This is a genomic window from Flavobacterium sp., from assembly GCF_035456225.1.
Taxonomy (GTDB): domain Bacteria; phylum Bacteroidota; class Bacteroidia; order Flavobacteriales; family Flavobacteriaceae; genus Flavobacterium.
In genome coordinates, this window is record NZ_DATIDM010000185.1 from 1 (window position 1) to 14,884 (window position 14,884).

Genomic DNA, 14,884 nt, shown 5'->3' on the forward strand with positions numbered 1-14,884 from the left:
GTCCTAAATCTTTAGCGGCCAAATCGCGTATCGCTTTTCGGTTCATGGTGAAATTGGCGGCTTTTGCGGAAGGAACTACGGTAATTCCCTGTTTTTCATAGTCGTAAAAACGTTCGGTTCGGATGGCTTCGATTTCGGGTACGATGAAATCCGGCTGATGTTTGGCTACGATTCGGTCCAATTCGGCACCATCAAGCATGTTGATGACTTCAAATCCGTGAGCAACCTGCATGGCGGGAGCATTTTCATAACTGTCGACAGCTATCACGGTTTGTCCGATGCGTTGTGCCGCGATAACAAATTCTTTTCCGAGTTCCCCGGAGCCTAATAGTAATATTTTCTTTTGCATTTTGTTGTGTTGGTTTAGGGTTTAAAGGTAAAAAGTTTAAAAGTTTTTGACAAGTATTGTTTTTAAGATACGATTTTGAGAATTTTGAAGTTTTAGTAAAGATGATGTACAATAAATTTGGTTTTACTATTGTTCTGCTGTTGAGCTTTTTTGCTGTTTCCGCACAGCGAGGTTTTTATGTAGTTAAAGATTCACTTACACAAGAGCCGTTGCCTTATGCTAACATTGATTTTTTAAACGGATACGGTATTTTTTCAGACGAAAACGGGAAATTGGTTTCAAATAAGGATTTGCCGGAAAAAATAAAGATTTCCTATGTAGGATATCAGGCCAAAACGGTTTTGTTAAGTACTGTTCAGGGAAGTGATATCTTTTTAAAGCCGTCAAGTAATATGTTGGAGGAGCTCAAAGTGGTGGTTTCCAAAGAAGATTTGAAAAAGCGAAAGGAATTTGTAACAAAGCCATTACTGCACGACGATATGGATCAGATGTATTGGTCGTCGATAGGGCAGCAGATTGCCTTTTATATTCCGCAGGAGAAACGGAAAAGTGTTTTGAAATCGATTGTCATTCCTTTGATAGTGAAAGATATTCATCAGGGTATTACCGAAACTTCTTTTGAAGATGAGCCTTATGGGACGATGGTTAAATTTGAATTCATGCGAAATGACGCCAATATTCCGGGTGAAAAATTATACGATTACAACAAGGTTTTTGTAATTGAAGTTGCAAAAATTTCGGAAAAGGTTGAGGTTAAATTCGAGGAGGAATTGCCCATTCCTGAAAACGGATTTTTTGTGGTGATGACTATTATCGGAAAAACGAATATACAGGGTGAATATGTTTCCGAAGTGCCTTATTCGGTAGCGGAATATAGAAGTCAGGAGAAAAAAATCATGAAAATAATTTTACCGAATTATCCGCTGGTGGAAGCTCCTAAAGGAAAACTGACCCTTTTCAGGCATTTGTTTGCCAATTCCGGCAGCTGGCGCCAAATCGATAAGCCAATGGTGTATAAAAAAGATAAAAAATACCCGTTGTACAATATCGGTGTGGGTTACACCATCACGGGTTATCAGTAGGTTTTGCGTTAGGGATGGGAACGGCATCCTTTTTTGTGACTTTTTCAGTCGCAAAAAAGATATAGTGTACAGCCCGGTCTCGTTTTTTTCTAACGGGAAACGCTCAAATAAAAAAGCCTCAAGATAATTTGAGGCTTTTGTTGTATTATGCTAGAACTTCGGTAGTGGTTACCGCTTCTTTGATTCGGCGTAAGGCTTCTTTCAGTAAATCTTCGCTGGTTGCGTAAGAGAAACGGATGCAGTTCGGGTTTCCGAAAGCGTCTCCGGTTACTGTTGCTACATTGGCTTCGGCTAAAAGATACATGGAGAAATCGTTAGCGTCTTTGATTTCATGGCCTCTCAATGTTTTTCCGAAGAACGAAGAAACGTCTGGGAATACATAGAAAGCACCTTCCGGAACATTGATTTTGATTCCAGGGATTTCTTTCAATAAACCAACAACCAAGTCACGACGGCTGTGGAAAGCATCTACCATGTGTTTTAAAACCGATGGGTCTGCATCAACAGCAGTGATGGTAGCGCGTTGTGCAATGGAGTTTGCTCCGCTGGTTACCTGTCCCTGGATTTTTGTACATGCTTTTGCGATAAATTCAGGAGCTCCCATATATCCGATTCTCCATCCTGTCATGGCGAAAGCTTTTGCTACTCCATTAACCGTGATGGTTCTGTCAAACATGCCCGGAATCGATCCGATACTGCAGAATGTTCCCGAGAAGTTGATGTGCTCATAGATTTCGTCGGAAACCACGTAAATGTTCGGGTATTTCTCCAATACTTTTGCTAAAGCTGTCAATTCTTCACGGCTGTATACCGAACCACTTGGGTTACAAGGCGAGCTGAACCACATCATTTTTGTTTTTGGCGTGATGGCAGCTTCCAATTGCTCCGGCGTGATTTTGAAATCGGTTTCCACAGAAGTTGGTACTTCTACCGGAACACCTCCTGATAGTTTGATGATTTCGAAATAACTTACCCAGTACGGTGCAGGAAGGATCACTTCGTCTCCGTGGTTTAACATTACCTGGGCAATATTGTATAAAGATTGCTTCGCGCCAGTGGAAACCACAATCTGCGAAGGGGTATATTCTAAATGATTGTCTCTTTTGAATTTGCGGCAAATTGCTTCTTTCAACTCTAAATAACCTTCTACCGGCGTATAGGTACTGTAGTTTTCATCGATGGCTTTTTTTGCGGCTTCTTTGATGAAATCTGGAGTGTTGAAATCCGGTTCTCCTAAACTTAAACTGATAATGTCTTTTCCTTGAGCCTTTAATTCTCTTGCTAACGCAGCCATTGCTAACGTTTGTGACGTAGATAAATTGTTAATTCTGTCCGAAAGCGGGTTCATAGTTCTGATGTTATGTAGTTGTTTTTTTATTTATGCTAATTGCGGTTTCTGTCCTAATTCCTTTAAATGTTTGAAATGGGAATGAATGGCAGAACGCATGGTTTTAAATTCATAGTAGGGCAGATTGCATTCGGCAGCCGTCTGTTTTACGATTTCGCCGATTTTGCCATAGTGGATGTGGCTGATATTTGGGAAAATATGATGCTCGATCTGATGGTTCAATCCGCCGGTGTACCAGTTAACTAACCAGTTTTTCGGAGCGAAATTGGCTGTGGTGAACAATTGGTGGATCGCCCAGGTGTTCTCGATTTCATTGTTTTCGTCCGGTTCCGGATGTTCGGTTTCTTCAACAATATGTGCCAACTGAAAGACAATGCTTAAAATCAAACCGGCGGTATAATGCATTACGAAAAATCCTAAAAGAACTTCCCACCAAACGATGCCTAAAAGCATTGGGATCACCAGCCAAATCGAAAAATAAATGATTTTTGTGATAACCAAAGTACTCCAAAGTTTGAAAGGGCTTGGGAATTCGCCATAAGATAATTTTCTCCTGATGTAATTTCTGGTTTGTTTGATATCCGTTGTAATAGCCCAGTTGAATGTAAGTAATCCGTAAAGAAATACGGAGTAGTAGTGCTGGAATTTATGAATTGGCGACCATTTAGAGTGTTTGGTAAAACGGATAATTCTTCCGGCTTCCAAATCTTCGTCATGCCCGTGAATATTCGTGTAGGTGTGATGCAGAACATTGTGCTGTACTTGCCAGTTGTATACGTTTCCGGCTAAAATATAGATGCTTCCGCCCATGATTTTGTTCAGCCATGGTTTGGAAGAATAGGAGCCGTGATTCCCGTCGTGCATTACATTCATTCCCACTCCAGCCATGCCGATGCCGATCACGATGGTTAAAAGTAAATGTGCCCACAGCGGAAGGTCCAATGTCAGGATCAAAAAATAGGGTGTAAGGAACAGTGAAAACATGATTATGGTTTTCAGGTGTAATTTCCAATTACCGGTTTTTTTGAGATTGTTTTCCTTGAAATAATCGTTTACGCGTTTATTTAGGGTTCTAAAAAACTTCAGATTATCTGCCTTGGAAAAAACAGGCATTTGTTTGTTCATGCTCAAAATCATTAAATTCGAGCAAAGGTAATTATTAATGAAGATGTAAAGCGTTAAAATGATTAAAAAATTCATCGGTAAAATGCTTACTTTTGCCTAAAACTCTGAATAATGCATGATATTGTAAACTATTTCCCTAATCTTACTGATAATCAGATAGAACAGTTTAAAAAACTGGAGGAATTGTATAAAGATTGGAACGCAAAAATTAACGTGATTTCGAGAAAAGACATCGATGAATTGTACACCAAACATGTGCTGCATTCTCTCGGAATCGCAAAGATTATGGAGTTCAAGCCCGGAGCGAAAGTATTGGATGTGGGGACAGGAGGTGGTTTTCCCGGAATTCCGTTGGCTATTTTGTATCCGGAAGTCGATTTTTATCTGATTGATGTAATTGCCAAAAAAATCCGTGTGGTAAATGAAGTCGCAAAAGGTTTGGGTTTGCAGAATGTGAGAGCCGAACAAATGCGTGCGGAAAATGTAAAAGAAGAGTTCGATTTCATCGTGAGTCGTGCCGTAACCAATATGCCTGATTTTTACAAATGGGTAAAAGACAAAATCGCAAAGAAACAGAACCATGACTTACCAAACGGAATCCTGTATCTGAAAGGCGGGGATTTAGCCGAAGAACTGAAAGATTTTCCAAAGGCAACAGAGTATAATTTATCCGATTTCTTTGGGGATGAATTTTTCGAAACCAAAAAGGTGGTGCACCTGCCACTGAAATATAGAAGGTAGTTGAAAAGTATAAACCGCAGATTCACAGATTAAGAATAAAAAATTGCGAATTTGCGGTAAATAAAATAGTATTATAAAAGAAAAAGGCTGTCAGTTTTGACAGCCTTTTTACGTTTCTTATTTTAAGAATGCATAACGGTAATCCGTCGGCGTAACGAAAGTTTCTTTGATTGTTCTTGGGGAAACCCAACGTAACAAGTTCAAGATTGAACCTGCTTTGTCGTTTGTTCCGGAAGCTCTTGCACCACCAAATGGCTGCTGACCTACAACAGCTCCAGTCGGTTTGTCGTTGATGTAGAAGTTTCCGGCTGCATTTTCCAATGCTTTAGTAGCTTCAACAATCGCATAGCGGTCCTGACTGAAGATAGCGCCTGTCAATGCATAGCTTGAAGTTCCGTCAACCAATGCCAACGTTTCAGTCCATTTAGCATCTTCATAAACGTAGATAGTTAAAACCGGACCGAATAATTCCGTACACATAGTGTTGTATTTCGGATTTGAAGTCAGGATAACTGTTGGCTGAATGAAATATCCAACCGATTTGTCATAACCACCACCTGCAATGATTTCAGCATCCGAATCTTTTTTAGCCTGCTCGATGAAGCCTGCTAATTTGTCGAAAGACTGTTCTGAAATAACGGAAGAAACGTAGTTAGTCATGTCTTCCGGTGAACCCATTTTGATGGTAGCTAAATCCGCTAACAACAATTCTTTAACTTCTGGCCAAAGTGAAGCCGGAATATAAGCTCTTGAAGCCGCAGAACATTTTTGCCCCTGGTATTCGAAAGCGCCTCTTGTTAATGCAGTAGCCACTTGAGCTGGAATCGAAGATGGGTGAGCAAGAACGAAATCTTTTCCTCCTGTTTCTCCAACGATTCTTGGATATGTTTTGTATTTGTTGATGTTCTGACCGATTTTAGCCCACATGTCATTGAAAACGCCAGTTGATCCTGTGAAGTGGATACCAGCGAAATCTGGACTGGCTAATAAAGTGTCTGAAATCATTCCTGAATTTCCGGTAATCATGTTGATAACCCCAGCCGGTAAGCCTGCCTGTTGGAATACTTCCATGATAACGTTAGCCGAATATACCTGCGTTGCGGCCGGTTTCCAGATTACCACATTCCCCATTAAAGCAGCTGATGAAGGTAAGTTTCCTGCAATAGCCGTAAAGTTAAACGGAGTGATGGCATACACGAATCCTTCTAACGGACGGTGTTCCATTCTGTTCCAGATGCCTTCTGATGAAATCGGTTGTTCCGCGTAAATCTGTGACATGAACTGAACGTTGAAACGTAAAAAGTCAATCAACTCACAAGCTGAATCGATTTCTGCCTGGTGAACTGTTTTTGCCTGAGCAATCATAGTTGCGGCATTGATTTTAGCTCGGTAAGGTCCTGCTAATAATTCAGCAGCTTTTAAGAAAATGGAAGCTCTTTGTTCCCAAGGCATGTTGGCCCATTTTTTCTTTGCTTCCATAGCTGTTGCAATCGCTTTTTCGATATGCTCTTTTTCAGCTTCGTGATATTGTCCCACCACATGTTTGTGGTCGAATGGAGGCGTCATGTTTTTGGTTTTTCCGGTACGGATTTCTTCAGAACCGATATATAAAGGCACATCAACGGTGCTGTTGTACATTTGTTTGAAGGCTGCAGCCACAGCTTCTCTTTCAGGGGTACCCGGAGCGTATGTTTTAACAGGTTCGTTAACCGCTGTCGGAACATTGTAAATTCCTTTTGGCATAATTTGTTATAATTTGAGTTATCAAAAATTTCGCGAAGCGAAGATACAAATTATTAGCCAATTAGTTAATTGGTTAACTGTTAATGCTATGGTAATTTTTAGGCTTAATTCAAGGCGAACGGCGCACTCAATTTAAAGGTAGGGATGATAACGCAGAAACTTCTTGTAGTTGTGAAATTCACCATGTTAAAATGGCCGTGCATTGCCCCAAAAGGAGAGGAAAGCAGACAGCCTGAACTGTAAGTGTGTTTTTCTCCGGGTTTTAATACCGGTTTTTTACCGATAACGCCTTCTCCATCAACAATTTCAAGATCATTAAGGGAGTCGTAAATTTCCCAGTGACGGGTGTTCAGCTGTACCGAATCCTTACTTTGGTTTTCAATGGTTACTTCATAACTGAAGGCAAAGTGAATCTTGTAGTTTTTGAAGTAAGTGCCCTCAAAACTAGTTAACACCGAAATTTTAATGCCGCTCGTTATTTGTGAAACCATATTTTTTGTAAAAATTGGGTTTGTAACTCCAAAAATAGCAAAATATTTATTTTCGTTTGTAAAATTTATAACTTTTTTAATTCGTAATGTTTGTTGAAGTTGCGATTCCTTTTCCAATAACCCGGTCGTAGCGGTCATTGTTTCCTCGGTAATATACGAGGACAAAATAATTGTTTTCGGTTTGCCAATAATTGCCATCGACAGCATTTTCAAAATCGACATTTCCGTTTTTATCTACAATGTCATACAGGTAATTCGTAAATCCTTGTTTTATTAAAAGTGCCTTTTCATACAATCCTTTTTCGGCATTGTAATCCATTTTGTATTCCGGGGTATGGGCAAAATTGTTGAACATTCCGCCGATATAAATATCGCTTTTATCCATAAAAGTATTTGTGTTTAAAGTAAAGTATACCCAGGCATAATCGGCTTCAATGTTATTGTCTTCGGCGTTGATGTTGTTAGGTAGGAAACTTCCGTTAATGTCGGGATAATAAGTGTACTGACTGTTTTTTCGCGCGATGTTCATATATAAGTGCGAATTGTACAGATCCCCGGCACTCACATGGCCTATATTGTTGACAACGGCTCTTATATCTTTGTTTTCGAAATTTAAATACTCGTTCCCGCCCCAAAATCGAGTTTCTCTTTCGTGTCTGTAAATCAATTCCGAACCTATGGTGTATTGTGGTTTTATGTTGTAAATTCCGGCGTCCATTCTTCCATTTTGAAACAATGCGATTTTTACATTCTGGGTAGGGTTTTGCAGCAGATAGTTCATGGTGTTGATTGTGAAATACAGGTTTTGCATGTGATCGATGATTTCTAAATCACGCGAGCGTTTAACCTGGACTGCAACCGGTACACGATCTTCATAAATGATGAATTTGCGGGAAAAAACCAATTCCTGACTGGAGTTGAAGATTTTCAGCATATAATTCCCGGTCAGTAAAATCTGGTTGAATTTATTCGGAAAATTTTGTGTGTAATGGGAATACATCTGAAGGGTGTTAAACGAATTCTTGTAGTTGATGATGCGCTGGTTGTCAATTCCTCTCATGTATTCGGATTTGCCCAAATCAGTCAGCGTCCAGTCATAATTGTACTGTGTAATGGTGAAGTAATAATCGGCTTCATTACCGTAAACATCGTCAAATTCAAACTGAAAAGGTTCACCCAAACGAAATATGGGAATTGTGATGTTGTTGTTTTGCACGAAAGCCACGCTTTTGATATTAAAAGGAGGTGCAACTTCGTTTTCAACCTGTGCAAAGACTTGGAAAAGACTGATGCATGTCAATAAAAGAATATAAATTTTTCTTTGTACCATCTTTATAAACATGAAGGAATTAAAATGTAAATATAGGGATTAACATCGGTTTTAAATTGTTTTGTTTTTCCTGGGTTTATTCGACGTGTGATTAATGTTAAAGTAATTATAATAAAAAACCTACTTTTGAGTTATATGAATAGTTTTACAAAAATTAACACCTTAATTAAAACGCATGAAACAATTTAACAAGCTGACCTTTGGATTGTTCCTTTTTCCGACGATGCTATTCGCGCAGGAAATGGATCTGTCAAAAACAATTCCGTTTGACCCGGAAGTAAAAACCGGAAAACTGAAAAACGGGCTAACGTATTACATCAAGAAAAATGCCAAGCCGGAAAATAAAGTGGATTTACGTCTTGTCATTAACGCAGGTTCCATTCTTGAAGACGACGATCAACAGGGATTGGCACATTTTATGGAACATATGTGTTTTAACGGGACAAAACGTTTTCCTAAAAATCAGTTGGTGGATTACCTGCAGAGTATCGGAGTGAAATTCGGTCAGCATTTAAATGCATACACGAGTTTTGATGAAACAGTTTATTTTCTTCCGATTCCTTCCGACAACCCGGAAAAATTGGAAAAAGGGTTTCAGATTTTGGAAGATTGGGCATTTAATGCCGTTTTGACCCCGGAGGAAATCAATAAAGAACGTGGTGTTGTTCTGGAAGAATACCGCTTGGGATTGGGCGCTCAAAAAAGAATGATGGGGCGTTTCATGCCAAAAATGATGTACAATTCTCATTATGCCAAACGTCTGCCGATTGGTCAGAAGGAGATTTTGGAAAATTTCAAACCAGAATCCCTAATCCGTTTTTATAAAGACTGGTACCGTCCGAACTTAATGAGTGTGATTGTGGTGGGGGATATCGATGTGGCACAGATGGAAAAGAAAATCATCGACCATTTTTCTACTTATCAGAACCCAAAAAACGAGAAGCCTAGAAAAACTTTCGACGTGCCAAATCACAAAGAGACTTTTGTAGCTATTGAAAGCGATAAAGAAGCTTCCAGTGCGCAGGTTCAGTTGATGTATAAAGATGCGGGCTTGCCAAAACCAACTGTCAGTGTGAAAGATATGAAAGATGAAATGGCAGAAGCTTTGTTTTCAACCATGATCAACGCGCGTCTTGATGAACTTACCAATTCGGCAACGCCTCCGTTTACATATGGATATTCATATCACGGAAGAACCTGGGCGAGAACCAAAGAGGCATTTCAATCGGTAGCCATGTCTCAGGAAGACAAGCAAATAGAAGCGTTGAAAGTTTTGGTAAGAGAAAACCAAAGAGCTAAAAAATATGGTTTCACGCAAGGTGAATTAGACAGAGCTAAAGCAGAAATAATCGCCGGAATAGAGAAGCTGTATAATGACAGAAATAAAACGAATTCGGAGAATTTTGTAAGTGAATATCAATCGCATTTCCTAGAAAATGAACCGTCTCCGGGAATTGAATGGTCATACAAAACGGTTAAGCAAATTTTGCCTCTAATCGAGCTGAAAGACATAAACGTTTTTATGAATGGCTTTATTAAAGAGGAAAACCGAGTGGTGATTTTAACTGGTCCTGAAAAAGAGGGACTTAAAAAGCCATCGGAACAAGAAGTTTTGAATGCTTTGAAAGTTAATGATGCAGAAATTACTGCCTATGAAGATGTTGCAATTGCGAAAGGATTGTTGAAAGCAGATCCAAAAGCAGGGACTATAGTGCGTCGTGAAAACAATGAAAAATTGGGAACGAAAACATTGTACTTGTCCAACGGTGCTAAAGTAACCTACAAAAAAACGGATTTCAAAAACGATGAGGTTTTATTTGAAGCGGTAAGTTTTGGTGGAAGTAATCTGTATTCCGATGCGGATATGAAAAAAGTGCAGTTTGCCAACGGAGCGCTTGCGGAAGCTGGTTTTTCAGGGTTGAAGCTGAACGATATCAACAAATTCATGACCGGAAAAATTGCCAATGTGAATCCTTATATTAGTGGTACGACTGAAGGATTAAGAGGGAATTCCACTCCGAAAGATCTGGAATATTTATTTCAAACGACTTACGCATATTTTACAGATTTAAATTATGACGCTGAAGCTTTTGAAGCATATAAACAGAAGCAGTCGGCTTTCTATAAAAATATGACTTCCCAACCGTCATTTTATTTCCAACAGGAGTTTTATACTTATCTGAATAAAGAAAATCCGAGATTTAATGGGTTGGTTCCGACAGAAAAAACGTGGGCAGAAACCGATTATAAACTGGCTTATGATAAATTCAAAGAGCGTTTTGCCAATGCAGCCGATTTCGAGTTTTACTTCGTAGGGAATGTAGATGATAAAGTGATTGAAGAATATGCTGCCAAATATTTGGCTTCTTTACCGTCAAATGCAAATAAAGAAAAAGCCAAAGATTTGGGTTACCGAATGCTGAAAGGGGAACACAAAAAAGTCGTTAATAAAGGAAAAGATCCGAAAAGTAACGTAACGATCATGTATTATGGGGATGCACAGTATACCGCAAAAGAAGCATTTGCCATCCAGGCACTTGGTGAAATCCTGACCATTAAATTAGTGGAGCAGCTACGTGAAAACGAAAGTGGGGTTTATGGTGTTGGCGCGAGAGGTAGTATGATGAAGGTGCCTTATGGTTATTATAATTTCAATATCTCTTTCCCATGCGGACCTGATAACGCCGAAAAATTAACGGCTTCAGCCTTAAATGAACTTCAGAAAATCATTGCCAGCGGACCAGAAGCAAAGGATTTGGAGAAATTTAAAGAAGGCGAGTTGTTGGACTTCAAGAAGGAAAGCAAAGAAAACAGATTCTGGCTGAACAACTTTACGAAAGCGTATACCAATGAGCAAACCGCTGAAGAAGTACTGAAATATGAAGATAAAGTAAATGCTTTAACGGCTAAAGAAGTTCAGGATGTAGCCAAAAAATATCTTACTAAAGATAAAGTTGTGGGGATGTTAATGCCTGAAAAATCGTAATCATCCCGATAGCTATCGAGATTAAAATGAAAAGAAAAAAAAGCGCTGCCGTGGCAGCGCTTTTTTGTTTAGAGTAAAGAAAATTTCAAGTTATGATGCGAAATTGATATGCAAGGTTTTTTTGGTTTAAGTTTTTCGATCTTGTAATGCTCTTCGTTTTTTTAATTGAATGGGTAAATTTCAAGTTGAGGTTTTATTATTTATAGCAAACCGGAATAATTTCTCCTTTTGCCAAACAATATTTTGTTACCAGTTCGGGTGCAATTTTATTGGTGTAATCTTCTTCGGTTACTCTAAAGCCGATACTTCTTAACTTGTCGAAATAATCCCTTCCGTAAACGCGGACATGGTCGTACTGGCCAAATATTTTTGCACGTTCCTTGGGATCGGTAATGGAATCATCTGAAAAAGTCGTAGTTCTCGACAGATCCTGTGGAATCTGGAAAATTCCCATGCCGCCCGGTTTTAATACGCGATACAATTCCTGCATGGCTTTAGTGTCATCCGGAATGTGTTCTAAGACGTGGTTGCAGAAGATAATGTCATATGAATTGTCTTCAAAAGGCAAATTACAGATGTCTGCTTTTACGTCGGCCAAAGGCGAAAACAAATCGGTTGTAGTATATTCGATGTTCGTTTGCTTTTTGAAACGTTTGTAAAATTCCTGTTCCGGAGCAAAATGCAATACTTTTTTCTTTGTAGATGCTGTAAAAAAATCGGTTTCGTTTTTTAAATACAACCAAAGCAAACGGTGTCTTTCCAACGATAAGGTGCTTGGTGATAAAACATTGTTGCGCTGCGTTCCGTAACCGTACGGTAGAAACATGCGGAAACTTTTTCCGTCTATAGGATCGGTAAAGGTGTTTCCTTTGAGTAAAAACGCCAATACAGGACGCACCACAATGCTCAAGCGGATCAGGATTGGACGCGGAATGGTGTTTAAAATGAATCTGAAAATCTTTTTCATGGTTGTTTCACAAAGGTTCTCAAAGAGACCCGGAGTTTCGCAGAGGTTTAATTATTATTAATAAATCTTTTGATATTGTTTTTTAGAATTTTACTGTCAAAATTCATTAACAGCCCAAGAGAATATTCTCCAAGTTTTAAATAGGTCAGAATTTGAGCGAAATGAACATCAGTAAAGCTTTCGACTGTTTTCAACTCAATCACAATTTTGTTTTCAACTAATAAGTCGATTCTGTAACCGTGATCCAATTTTATATCTTTATAGGTAATCGGTAAAGCTTTTTCTTTTTCTACTCTTAATCCAGCGTTTTTTAATTCGTAATACAAACACGCCTGATAGGCTGATTCCAAGAGGCCCGGTCCAAGCTGTCGATGTACTTCAATGGCAAGTCCTATGATTTTGTAAGAAAGAGCATTTAATTCTTCGTGAATCTCCGTGTTTTCTTCGAGCATCTTTGTGGAATCCTTAAATCACTAACGGTTGTTTTCTGAATTCACTTTCTTCATCAGAAGTAATTCCTAAAGCCTGATAAATATAGGCGAATGTGGATAGCAACTCCGGTTTTCCGTCAATGATGGCCACATCGTGTTCGAAATGTGCCGATGGCTTGTTGTCGGCCGTAGTGATTGTCCAGCCGTCTTTGTGTTGCTTGATATTTTTGGTTCCCTGATTGATCATCGGTTCGATAGCTACCACCATGCCTTCAACCAGTAATTTACCGCGTCCTTTTTTACCATAGTTCGGCATTTCCGGCGCTTCGTGCATGGTTCTTCCGATACCGTGTCCTACCAGTTCGCGAACTACACCATAGCCAAATCCTTCGCAATATTTTTGAATCGCATTGCCGACATCTTCCGTGCGGTTGCCCACTTTTAATTCGCGGATACCTACATAAAGCGATTCTTTAGTGACTTTCAATAGTTTTTTTGTAGCGTCACTTACCTCGCCAACTTCAAAAGTGTAGGCATGATCGCCGTAAAATCCGTTTTTCAAAGCACCGCAGTCTACCGAGATAATGTCGCCGCTTTCCAAAGGCTTGTCAGTCGGAATTCCGTGAACCACTTGAGCGTTCGGACTCATGCAAAGTGAATTCGGGAAACCGTACATTCCCAAAAAAGCAGGGGTTGCACCATGGTCACGAATAAACGTTTCGGCTAATTTATCTAAATACAAAGTGCTTACGCCAGGTTTGATTTCAGAGGCAATCATACCCAGGGTTTTAGAAACAATCAGGGCACTTTCGCGCATCAATTCAATCTCTTCACGTGTTTTAACGATAATCATATCTTCAAATTGTTGGACTGCAAAAATACACAATATTCTGATGATAAATTTTTATTTGGTATTTCGTTATGATTTTTGTCACGATTTCGTAACTTCATAGGGTTTAAATTTATTTAAAAAATCAACATATGGGTAAGTATGTATCGGCAGCGGAAGCTGTCAAAGTAGTGCGGTCCGGCGATCGCGTTTATGTGCAGGCTGCCGCAGCGGCTCCGTCAGTTTTGACTAAAGCGTTGACCGATAGAGCTTCGGAATTGCGAAATGTTGAGATCTGTCATTTGCATACAGAAGGAGAGGCGCCTTATGCAAATCCTGATTTGTCAGAAAGCTTTCATGTAAATTCATTTTTCATCGGAAGTAATGTCCGTCATACCCTGGCGACCGGTAACGGTTCTTATACGCCAGTTTTCTTGAGCGAATTACCACTGTTGTTCCGAAAAAAAGCCGTGCATTTAGACGTGGTTTTTATTCATGTTTCCCCGCCGGATAAGCATGGGTATTGTTCGTTAGGAGTTTCTGTGGAAGCTACCCTGGCTGCCATTGAAAATGCCAAGATTGTGGTGGCGCAAGTCAATCCGAAGATGCCTAGGACTTTTGGAGACGGTATTCTGCATGTTTCAGAAATTAATTATCTGGTCGAAGTGGATGAGGTAATCCATGGTCATGGGATGGCTGCAATTTCTCCTGAAGAAGAAAAAATCGGAGCGTTCGTGGCAAGTCTGATTGAAGACCGAAGTACACTTCAGATGGGTATCGGATCCATTCCGAATGCGGCATTAGCAAAACTGACCAATCACAAAGATTTGGGACTACATACCGAAATGTTTTCGGACGGGGTAATCGACCTTATCGAAAATGATGTTATAAACTGCAATTATAAAGGGGTTAACCGCGGAAGGGCATTGGCTACTTTTCTTATCGGATCACAGCGTTTATACGATTTTGTAAATGATAATCCGTTTATTGAAATGCGGGAGTCATCCTATGTGAACGACACATCAGTAATCAGGCGAAATCCAAGAATGGTAGCGATAAATTCGGCCATAGAAGTTGATGTGACCGGACAGGTTTGCGCCGATTCGATAGGAGCAAAAATGTATTCGGGTGTGGGTGGACAGATGGATTTTATCCGTGGTGCTTCTTTGAGTGAAGGAGGGAAAGCAATTATTGCCTTGCCTTCGGTTACGAAAAGAGGGGAAAGCCGAATTGTGCCTTATTTAAAGCAAGGTGCCGGCGTAGTTACTACGCGTTCGCATGTTCACCATATCATCACTGAAAACGGTATCGCTGATTTGTACGGAAAAACACTGCGAAAACGTTTAGATGAAATGGTAAAAATTGCACACCCCGATCATCAGGAATGGATAGAACGGGAGTATTTCAAGATGCTTAAAGGTTCATAAACAAAAAGGGTTAGTTCATCGCGATGCTAACCCTT

Annotated in this window: 12 protein-coding genes and 1 pseudogene; 4 read left to right on the forward strand and 9 right to left on the reverse strand. The window is 39.7% G+C overall.

Annotation, left to right across the window (positions count from 1 at the left end; translation table 11 throughout):
• Positions 1-349: pseudogene (gene purT, locus VLB74_RS11110) on the reverse strand (phosphoribosylglycinamide formyltransferase 2); the annotation flags it as partial.
• 101 nt (positions 350-450) lie between these two features.
• On the opposite strand from purT, the gene VLB74_RS11115 reads away from it, so the two are divergent.
• Positions 451-1,431, forward strand: coding sequence for a peptidase associated/transthyretin-like domain-containing protein (locus VLB74_RS11115; RefSeq protein ID WP_325203529.1), 981 nt, complete (start codon positions 451-453; stop codon positions 1,429-1,431).
• A gap of 145 nt (positions 1,432-1,576) precedes the next feature.
• Here VLB74_RS11115 and VLB74_RS11120 read toward each other — a convergent pair whose 3' ends face one another.
• Together VLB74_RS11120 and VLB74_RS11125 are read right to left on the reverse strand one after the other, a co-directional pair.
• Positions 1,577-2,779, reverse strand: a complete 1,203-nt coding sequence (locus VLB74_RS11120; RefSeq protein WP_325203530.1) for a pyridoxal phosphate-dependent aminotransferase — start codon at positions 2,777-2,779, stop codon at positions 1,577-1,579.
• A gap of 30 nt (positions 2,780-2,809) precedes the next feature.
• Entirely contained in the window at positions 2,810-3,904 is a 1,095-nt protein-coding gene (locus tag VLB74_RS11125) for a fatty acid desaturase family protein (RefSeq protein WP_325203531.1), read from the reverse strand.
• Between the two features lie 111 nt (positions 3,905-4,015).
• Between VLB74_RS11125 and rsmG the strand changes: the two genes are divergently transcribed.
• Positions 4,016-4,645 carry a 16S rRNA (guanine(527)-N(7))-methyltransferase RsmG gene (gene rsmG / locus VLB74_RS11130; RefSeq protein ID WP_325203532.1) on the forward strand — a complete coding sequence of 210 codons (630 nt, stop codon included), beginning with the start codon at positions 4,016-4,018 and terminating at the stop codon, positions 4,643-4,645.
• 117 nt (positions 4,646-4,762) lie between these two features.
• On the opposite strand, the gene pruA is transcribed toward rsmG, so the two are convergent.
• The 3 genes from pruA to VLB74_RS11145 form a co-directional block, all read right to left on the reverse strand.
• Positions 4,763-6,388: an L-glutamate gamma-semialdehyde dehydrogenase gene (gene pruA / locus VLB74_RS11135; RefSeq protein ID WP_325203533.1), complete on the reverse strand. Its 1,626-nt coding sequence runs from the start codon at positions 6,386-6,388 to the stop codon at positions 4,763-4,765.
• A 104-nt stretch (positions 6,389-6,492) separates the two neighbouring features.
• Positions 6,493-6,879 (reverse strand): Co2+/Mg2+ efflux protein ApaG, encoded by a 387-nt coding sequence (apaG, locus tag VLB74_RS11140; RefSeq protein ID WP_325203534.1) that lies wholly within the window; start codon positions 6,877-6,879, stop codon positions 6,493-6,495.
• A 76-nt stretch (positions 6,880-6,955) separates the two neighbouring features.
• Positions 6,956-8,209, reverse strand: coding sequence for a type IX secretion system plug protein (locus VLB74_RS11145; RefSeq protein ID WP_325203535.1), 1,254 nt, complete (start codon positions 8,207-8,209; stop codon positions 6,956-6,958).
• 175 nt (positions 8,210-8,384) lie between these two features.
• Here VLB74_RS11145 and VLB74_RS11150 point away from each other — a divergent pair, with 175 nt between their 5' ends.
• Complete coding sequence (locus VLB74_RS11150; RefSeq protein ID WP_325203536.1) at positions 8,385-11,195, forward strand: M16 family metallopeptidase; 2,811 nt, start codon at positions 8,385-8,387, stop codon at positions 11,193-11,195.
• Positions 11,196-11,391: 196 nt separating this feature from the next.
• On the opposite strand, the gene VLB74_RS11155 is transcribed toward VLB74_RS11150, so the two are convergent.
• Genes VLB74_RS11155 through map form a run of 3 tightly spaced genes read right to left on the reverse strand, consistent with a single transcriptional unit; the run spans position 11,392 to position 13,446 of the window.
• Positions 11,392-12,162 (reverse strand): class I SAM-dependent methyltransferase, encoded by a 771-nt coding sequence (locus VLB74_RS11155; RefSeq protein ID WP_325203537.1) that lies wholly within the window; start codon positions 12,160-12,162, stop codon positions 11,392-11,394.
• A gap of 47 nt (positions 12,163-12,209) precedes the next feature.
• A complete protein-coding gene (locus VLB74_RS11160) occupies positions 12,210-12,614 on the reverse strand; it encodes a GxxExxY protein (protein ID WP_325203538.1) in 405 nt (134 codons plus the stop codon).
• A gap of 13 nt (positions 12,615-12,627) precedes the next feature.
• A complete protein-coding gene (gene map, locus VLB74_RS11165; RefSeq protein ID WP_325203539.1) occupies positions 12,628-13,446 on the reverse strand; it encodes a type I methionyl aminopeptidase in 819 nt (272 codons plus the stop codon).
• A 128-nt stretch (positions 13,447-13,574) separates the two neighbouring features.
• Between map and VLB74_RS11170 the strand changes: the two genes are divergently transcribed.
• The gene (locus VLB74_RS11170; RefSeq protein WP_325203540.1) at positions 13,575-14,849 is read left to right on the forward strand and encodes an acetyl-CoA hydrolase/transferase family protein; all 1,275 of its coding nucleotides are present in this window, start codon (positions 13,575-13,577) and stop codon (positions 14,847-14,849) included.
• The last annotated feature ends 35 nt before the right edge of the window (positions 14,850-14,884 follow it).

What these genes read in the sequence shown, in the direction of transcription:
- VLB74_RS11145 (WP_325203535.1), bottom strand. Translation starts at nt 8,209, where the DNA reads ATGGTACAAAGAAAAATTTATATTCTTTTATTGACATGCATCAGTCTT.
- VLB74_RS11170 (WP_325203540.1), top strand. Translation starts at nt 13,575, where the DNA reads ATGGGTAAGTATGTATCGGCAGCGGAAGCTGTCAAAGTAGTGCGGTCC.
- VLB74_RS11115 (WP_325203529.1), top strand. Translation starts at nt 451, where the DNA reads ATGATGTACAATAAATTTGGTTTTACTATTGTTCTGCTGTTGAGCTTT.
- VLB74_RS11160 (WP_325203538.1), bottom strand. Translation starts at nt 12,614, where the DNA reads ATGCTCGAAGAAAACACGGAGATTCACGAAGAATTAAATGCTCTTTCT.
- rsmG (WP_325203532.1), top strand. Translation starts at nt 4,016, where the DNA reads ATGCATGATATTGTAAACTATTTCCCTAATCTTACTGATAATCAGATA.
- pruA (WP_325203533.1), bottom strand. Translation starts at nt 6,388, where the DNA reads ATGCCAAAAGGAATTTACAATGTTCCGACAGCGGTTAACGAACCTGTT.
- VLB74_RS11150 (WP_325203536.1), top strand. Translation starts at nt 8,385, where the DNA reads ATGAAACAATTTAACAAGCTGACCTTTGGATTGTTCCTTTTTCCGACG.
- apaG (WP_325203534.1), bottom strand. Translation starts at nt 6,879, where the DNA reads ATGGTTTCACAAATAACGAGCGGCATTAAAATTTCGGTGTTAACTAGT.
- VLB74_RS11125 (WP_325203531.1), bottom strand. Translation starts at nt 3,904, where the DNA reads ATGAACAAACAAATGCCTGTTTTTTCCAAGGCAGATAATCTGAAGTTT.
- map (WP_325203539.1), bottom strand. Translation starts at nt 13,446, where the DNA reads ATGATTATCGTTAAAACACGTGAAGAGATTGAATTGATGCGCGAAAGT.
- VLB74_RS11155 (WP_325203537.1), bottom strand. Translation starts at nt 12,162, where the DNA reads ATGAAAAAGATTTTCAGATTCATTTTAAACACCATTCCGCGTCCAATC.
- VLB74_RS11120 (WP_325203530.1), bottom strand. Translation starts at nt 2,779, where the DNA reads ATGAACCCGCTTTCGGACAGAATTAACAATTTATCTACGTCACAAACG.